Raw genomic sequence first — 6,351 nt, 5'->3', positions numbered from 1 at the left:
CACGACCCTGCATGGGTGAAATACCTCGCGGATCGCCTGGGCTTGGCGGCCTTGCTGCGGCGCTATCCGGAGCAGCTTTCCGGCGGCCAGCACCAGCGCGTGGCCATTGGCCGGGCACTGGCGGGCAAGCCGGCATTGGTGCTGGCCGACGAACCTACCGGCAGCCTGGACGAGGCCAGCAGTGACGAGGTGTTGGACCTGCTGCTGGAGCTGGTGGGCGAGGCGGGCAGCAGCGTGCTCATGGTGACCCACAGCCGGCGCCTTGCCGACCGGTTGGCCCGGCGCTGCTTCCTGCACGCCGGCCGTGTTCAGGCCGAGACGGCCGGATGAGGGCCTTGGGGATCACCCTGCAAGCGCTGCTGAGTCACTGGCGACGGCACCGCTTGCAGTGCTTCAGCATTTTCACCGGGCTCTGGCTGGCCACCGCCCTGTGGACCGGCGTGCAGGCGCTCAACACCCAGGCACGTGCCGACTACGCGCGGGCCAGCGCCGTGCTCGCGGGCCCTGCGCAGGCTCAACTGCTGCCACGCGGCGCCGAGCGGCTGGACCAGGCGCTCTACCTCAGGCTGCGCCTGCTTGGCTGGCCGGTCTCCCCGGTGCTCGAAGGCCGCCTGCGCCTGGCCGGGTCGCAACCGCGCAGTGTCCGGCTGATCGGCATCGAACCCTTGAGCCTGCCGCCCGGCACGGCTGTCGCGGGCAACCAGGCGCAAGCCTTCGACCTGGCGGCTTTTCTGGGCACGCCAGGGCAGGCCTGGATCAGTCCGGATACCTTGCAGCAACTGGGCTTGCAGGTGTCGGACCGGGTCACCACCAGCGAAGGCGGGACCCTGCCGCCCTTCAGCCTCAAGCCTGAACTGGCGCCGGGTGTCATCGTCGTCGATATCGGCCACGCGCAGGACCTGCTGCAAGCGCCCGACCAGCTGTCGCGGCTGCTGACGGGCGATGCCCGCTCATTGCCCGCCGACCTTGCCGCCCAGCTGACCCTGCAGCCGCTTGCCGATGACGGCGACCTGCAGCGCCTCACCGACAGTTTCCACCTCAACCTCACCGCGCTCGGCTTGCTGGCCTTCGTCGTCGGGCTGTTCATCGCGCACGCCGCCATCGGCCTGGCGCTGGAGCAGCGGCGCGGGCTGATCCGTACCCTGCGCGCCTGCGGCATCAGCCTGAGGACCGTGCTGGCCGGCCTGACGCTGGAGCTGGGAGCATTCGCGGTGACGGGTGGCCTGGCAGGCGTCGCCAGCGGCTACCTGCTGGCGGGCCTGTTGTTGCCGGATTTTGCCGCCAGCCTGCGCGGTTTGTACGGTGCCCAGGTGGCGGGACACTTGAGCCTGTCGCCCGAGTGGTGGCTGGCGGGGCTGGGCGTCAGCGTGCTGGGCGCCCTCCTGGCAGGCGTGGGTAGCGTCCTGCGTGCCGCTCGCCTGCCGTTGCTCGCGCTCGCGCAACCCCAGGCCTGGCGCATGGCGCAAGGACGCTGGTTAAAGCGCCAGGCCATTCTCGCCGGGGTGCTGTCGCTGGTCGCGCTGGCCTGCTGGCAGTTCGGCGCCAGCCTGACCAGCGCGTTCGGACTGCTCGCGGCGCTGCTGCTGGCGGCGGCCCTGCTGCTGCCTGCCTTGCTCGAGGGCGCGTTGGCCGGGCTTGCACGCCTGTGCCGCCGGCCGTTGCCCGAGTGGTTCATCGCCGACAGCCGCCAGCAACTGCCCGCGCTGAGCCTCGCGCTGATGGCGTTGCTGCTGGCCCTGGCGGCGAGCGTCGGGGTGGGCAGCATGACCGAGGGGTTTCGCAAGACCTTTCTCGGCTGGCTGGACCAGCGCCTGTCCGCGGAGCTCTATGTCACCCCTCGCGACACCGCCCAGGCGCTGGCGCTCAGCGCGTGGCTCGGGCAACAATCCGGGGTGACCGCGGTGCTACCCAACTGGCGCCTGGAAACCCGGCTGCAGGCATGGCCCGTGCAGGTCCAGGGTATCGATGATCGCCCGTACTACCGCGCGCATTGGCCGCTGCTGGAGCAGGCACCGCAAGCCTGGGAGCAGCTTGCGGGCGGGCGGGCCGTCATGCTCAGCGAACAGCTGGCCCGGCGCCTGGCGTTGCAGGTGGGGGATCCGCTGCAGGTCCCCACCGAGCCCGTGCAGACGATGACCGTGGCGGGGATCTACGCCGACTACGGCAATCCCAAAGGCCATCTGCTGGTCAATGCCGACTGGCTGCGGCGTTATATGCCCCAGGCAACCCTTGCCAGCCTCGGCGCCAGGGTATCGCCCGAGCGTGTTCCGGCGCTCAAGGCCGACATGCAGCAGCGCTTCGCCCTGGACGATAGCCGCGTGGTCGAGCAGGCCACGCTGAAGGCCTGGTCGACCGAGGTGTTCAGCCGCACCTTCGCCGCCACCGCGGCCCTCAACAGCCTGACGCTCGGCATTGCCGGGGTGGCGTTGTTCATCAGCCTGCTGACCTTGGGCCAAAGCCGGCTGGGCCAGCTCGCGCCGCTGTGGGCGCTGGGCGTGCCGCGCACGCGGCTGGTGTGGCTTTCGCTCGGCCAGACCCTGATGCTCAGCAGCATTACCGTGGTCCTGGCGATCCCCTTGGGACTGCTGCTGGCCTGGTGCCTGGTGGCCGTGGTCAACGTCCAGGCGTTCGGCTGGCGCCTGCCGTTGTACCTGTTCCCAGGGCAACTGCTGCAACTGGCCCTGCTTGGGGTGGTGACCAGTTTCCTGGCCAGCGCCTGGCCCTTGTGGCAACTGGCGCGGCGCCAGCCCAGCGAGCTGTTGAGGCAATTTGCCGATGAAGCGTGAATCTTTTCTCGTGTTGCTGGGCCTGCTTCTGGTCGGCTGCGACTCGCCCGAGCCCTCTCCCAAAGGCTTCGCCGGCCTGGGCCAGGATGCCGCGGCCTTCGCGCAGGTGACGCCAGGTCACCCCTTGGTCTTCCCGCGTGATCACGGAGCCCACGCGGGTTTCCGGATCGAGTGGTGGTACGTCACCGCCAACCTCAAGGACGGCCAGGGGCGCGACTGGGGCGTGCAGTGGACGCTGTTCCGCTCAGCCCTGCGGCCCGGCCCGGAGACGGCAGGCTGGAGCAGCCCGAACCTGTGGATGGGCCACGCGGCGCTGACCGGCCCAGGCGGCCACCAGGCCAGCGAGACCCTGGCGCGCGGCGGCATCGGACAGGCAGGGGTCGACGCCCGGCCGTTCAGGGCCTGGATCAATGACTGGTCGCTGCAGGGCGCCGACAGCTTCGGGCACCTGCGGATGACAGCCAGTGGCAAGGGCTTTGGCTATGACCTGACGCTGACCAGCGATCGCCCGCTGGTGCTCCATGGCCTGCAGGGTTACAGCGAAAAATCCGGCAAAGGGCAGGCGTCCTACTACTACAGCCAACCCTTCTACCAGGTCAGTGGAGAGGTCGAGCGTAGCGGCCAGCGTGTGCCGGTCACTGGCCGCGCCTGGCTGGATCGCGAATGGAGCAGCCAGCCGCTGGCGGCGGGGCAGGAGGGCTGGGACTGGTTTTCCCTTCACCTGGACAGCGGTGCCAAGCTGATGCTGTTCCAGGTGCGCGAGGCCCAGGGCGAGCCCTACCGCGCAGGCACGTGGATCAGTGAGGACGGAGCGCCACAGGCGCTGCAAGGTGGGCAACTGCGGCTACAGCCGATTGCCTGGACCGTGCAGCAGAACGCCCGGCGCGTGCCGACGCGCTGGCGGGTGCAGGTGCCGGTGCACGGCGTTGATATCGAGGTCGATGCACTGGAGGCCAAGGCCTGGATGCAAACACGCTATCCCTACTGGGAAGGGCCCGTGCGCTTGAGCGGCAGCGCAAGTGGCAACGGCTATCTGGAAATGACCGGATATTAGCTCATCCTGCTTATTCAAAACCCTTCTCAAGTCGCGGAGCGCGCACGGAAAGTCTGGTTACACTCTATGATGATCAGGCCGCAATCTACCTCCAGCCCTCCTCATCAGGAGAACCGGGATGACCAGGAACATCGCACGCCGCTGCTCACCATGGGTTCTGCCGTCCCTGCTTTCCCTCACCTTCGCGCTGACCGCAGGCTGCTCGAGCAAGCCGCCCGCAACGCGTTACGCGACATCGACCCTCGGCTCGGCCTGTTATGCCAAGGCGGTCCCGACCGCCGGGGAAGGTGGCCTGGCCTGGGGTTCGTCGTTGAGCGTGGCCCGGCAGAAGTCCATGGCCAACTGCATGCGCTACGCCAGCCGCTCCGGCGGCACGCCGAGGACGTGCCAGGTGGTGCTGGCCAAGTGCAAGTGATCCTCGCCGGCAGGGGTGAGGGCGCCGGGTCACGGCGCGCGATGTCTACAGGCTGGCGCCGTGCCCTGCCGAGAAGGTCAGCCTGCACGCAAGGCCCGGCCGGTTGTCAATGAACTCCAGCTCGCCCTTGAGCTGCCGGGTCAGCGAAGCGATGATTTTCATCCCCAGGGACCTTGACCTTTGGGGCACGAAATCCGCGGGCAGTCCCTTGCCCGAGTCCGTCACGCTCAGCCGCCACAGGCCATCGACGGGCGCGAGGCTGACGGTGATCGGCCCCGAAGCGTTTTCGTCATACGCGTACTTGAGCGCGTTGGTCACCAGCTCGTTGACGATGAGCGCCAGCGGGATGGCCAGGTCCATCGGCAGCAGTACCGACGCGATGTCCAGCGCCAGGGAGACATGCGCGGGCGAGGTGGCCGTGATGCCTTCCACCACGCTGCGCAGGTACACCCCGGCATCGACCATGTCGATAAGGTCCGTCTGGTACAGCTTTTCATGAACGGCCGCGATGCTCATGATCCGTCGCGAGATGTCAGCCAGGGCGGTCCGTGCTTCCTGCCCCTCCATCTTGCGCAGTTGCAGTTCGATCAGGCCGATGATCAGTTGCAGGTTGTTCTTGGTCCGGTGATGGACTTCCTTGAGCAGCAGGTCCTGCTGTGCCAGCAACACCTGCTGCTGCTCGACCAGCCGGGTCTTCTGGCTGATGGTGCGGCGCAGCTCCATCTGGCCCATGACCTGGTTGGCCAGGACGGCGAGGGCGCTCAGCTGGTCCTCGCTCAGCCCGCGGGGCTTGTGGTCCAGCACGCAGAGCGTGCCGATACCGTGGCCTTCCGGGGTCTTCAGCAGGCACCCGGCGTAGAAGCGCAGGCCCGCGTCGGCGGTGACCAGCGGGTTCAGGCACATGCGCGGATCGGCCAGCAGGTCGGGAATCACCGTGATGCCGGGTTGCAGCAACACATGGCGGCAGATCGACACATCCAGCGGCGTTTCCCGAATGCCAAGCCCTACCTCGGCCTTGAACCACTGACGGTCTTCCTCGATCAGGTTGACCACCGAAATGGGCGTGCCACAGATCTTCGCGGCCAGGCCGACAAGCTCGTCGAAGTCCGCTTCGCGTGGGGTATCGAGCACGCCGTAGCTACGCAGCGCGGCAAGGCGCGCGGGAGAAGAAGGCTCGTCGATGGCGTGGTCAGGCTGCATGGGTTCAGTCACAGGGGGTAACCTGCCAAGGCGCTGGGTCATCAGGCTGCAGGCTGAAGTGAAGCGTAGCGTCCGAGCTGTGCATTGATTGTCGTATAAAAAGCGTCCATGGACCATGGCTTGGGCAGGAATAAGGCATCCTGCGGCAGCGGTGCGGCCATGCGCACATGGTAGCCGCTCATGACCACGATGCGAAGCTCTGGCCTGCGTTCGTGGGCTGCCCATGCCAGTTGCAGTCCATCGAGCACGCCGGGGGTCTGCACATCGGTCAGGAGCAGCGCCCAAGGGTGCTGTTCCAGTTGCGCCAGGCCTTCGTCGGCGGTGGCGACCGCCGTGACGACCGCGCCCATGTCCTCCAGGGCGAAGACCAGAAGGTCGCGAATCGCGGGTTCATCCTCGACGAGCAGAATGGCGGGGCAGTACTGGGCTTGGGTCAGGTCATTCATGCGGACATCTTGATGAAAAATAAAGGTTTTGGGTGCGATGTCATTACGACATCGGGGCGTTGTGGAAATTCAACCGGGTGCGCACGCAGACGCCTCGATCAACAGTGAGCGCCAGGCGACCTCATGACCTGGAAGCCCCCGGACACCTCGGATCAATGACCCCCGATCCTGTCTTGCGCGCCTTGTCCGGCAGTGACGACAGCAGAATCATCTGCTTGACGAACTCGATGATCTGCGGCTCGCCAATGTCGTTGTGGCCTTCGATCAGGTCCCCGGCAACGCTGACGTTCAGATAAGGGTTGCGTTCGCTCAGCTGTGTGCGTGTCAGGGTCAGGCCGGCCACGCAGACCTCGCGATCGGGCCTGGACTCATCAAGCCACGCCTGCTGAAGGGTGACCCGCGGCGGGCTGGGCTGCCGGGTAAGGGTATGGGTGATGTAAGGCGCGTAAT

At 67.2% G+C, this 6,351-nt stretch carries 7 protein-coding genes; 4 read left to right on the top strand and 3 right to left on the bottom strand.

The window, feature by feature from the left end; translation table 11 throughout:
• From VJS90_RS21735 to VJS90_RS21720, 4 genes are all read left to right on the top strand, one after another.
• On the top strand, positions 1-330 hold a 330-nt coding region (locus VJS90_RS21735; protein ID WP_324123687.1), incomplete at its 5' end, for an ATP-binding cassette domain-containing protein.
• Positions 327-2,786, top strand: a complete 2,460-nt coding sequence (locus VJS90_RS21730; protein ID WP_324123686.1) for an ABC transporter permease — start codon at positions 327-329, stop codon at positions 2,784-2,786. The genes VJS90_RS21735 and VJS90_RS21730, both read left to right, overlap by 4 nt.
• Positions 2,776-3,840 carry a lipocalin-like domain-containing protein gene (locus VJS90_RS21725; RefSeq protein WP_324123685.1) on the top strand — a complete coding sequence of 355 codons (1,065 nt, stop codon included), beginning with the start codon at positions 2,776-2,778 and terminating at the stop codon, positions 3,838-3,840. The genes VJS90_RS21730 and VJS90_RS21725 overlap by 11 nt, the downstream gene beginning before the upstream one ends.
• A gap of 118 nt (positions 3,841-3,958) precedes the next feature.
• Entirely contained in the window at positions 3,959-4,255 is a 297-nt protein-coding gene (locus VJS90_RS21720; protein WP_324123684.1) for a hypothetical protein, read from the top strand.
• Between the two features lie 45 nt (positions 4,256-4,300).
• On the opposite strand, the gene VJS90_RS21715 is transcribed toward VJS90_RS21720, so the two are convergent.
• From VJS90_RS21715 to VJS90_RS21705, 3 genes are all read right to left on the bottom strand, one after another.
• Positions 4,301-5,467: a histidine kinase dimerization/phosphoacceptor domain -containing protein gene (locus VJS90_RS21715; RefSeq protein WP_324123683.1), complete on the bottom strand. Its 1,167-nt coding sequence runs from the start codon at positions 5,465-5,467 to the stop codon at positions 4,301-4,303.
• A gap of 29 nt (positions 5,468-5,496) precedes the next feature.
• Positions 5,497-5,901: a response regulator gene (locus tag VJS90_RS21710; RefSeq protein WP_324123682.1), complete on the bottom strand. Its 405-nt coding sequence runs from the start codon at positions 5,899-5,901 to the stop codon at positions 5,497-5,499.
• Positions 5,902-6,022: 121 nt separating this feature from the next.
• The coding region (locus VJS90_RS21705; RefSeq protein ID WP_324123681.1) for a hypothetical protein at positions 6,023-6,351 on the bottom strand (329 nt) is incomplete at its 5' end.

This window comes from Pseudomonas sp. (assembly GCF_035277045.1).
Classification (GTDB): domain Bacteria; phylum Pseudomonadota; class Gammaproteobacteria; order Pseudomonadales; family Pseudomonadaceae; genus Aquipseudomonas.
This window is presented reverse-complemented; position numbering and strand designations above follow the sequence as displayed.

Coding starts and splice junctions, on each gene's coding strand:
- VJS90_RS21710 (WP_324123682.1), bottom strand. CDS start 5,901: ATGAATGACCTGACCCAAGCCCAGTACTGCCCCGCCATTCTGCTCGTC.
- VJS90_RS21720 (WP_324123684.1), top strand. CDS start 3,959: ATGACCAGGAACATCGCACGCCGCTGCTCACCATGGGTTCTGCCGTCC.
- VJS90_RS21730 (WP_324123686.1), top strand. CDS start 327: ATGAGGGCCTTGGGGATCACCCTGCAAGCGCTGCTGAGTCACTGGCGA.
- VJS90_RS21725 (WP_324123685.1), top strand. CDS start 2,776: ATGAAGCGTGAATCTTTTCTCGTGTTGCTGGGCCTGCTTCTGGTCGGC.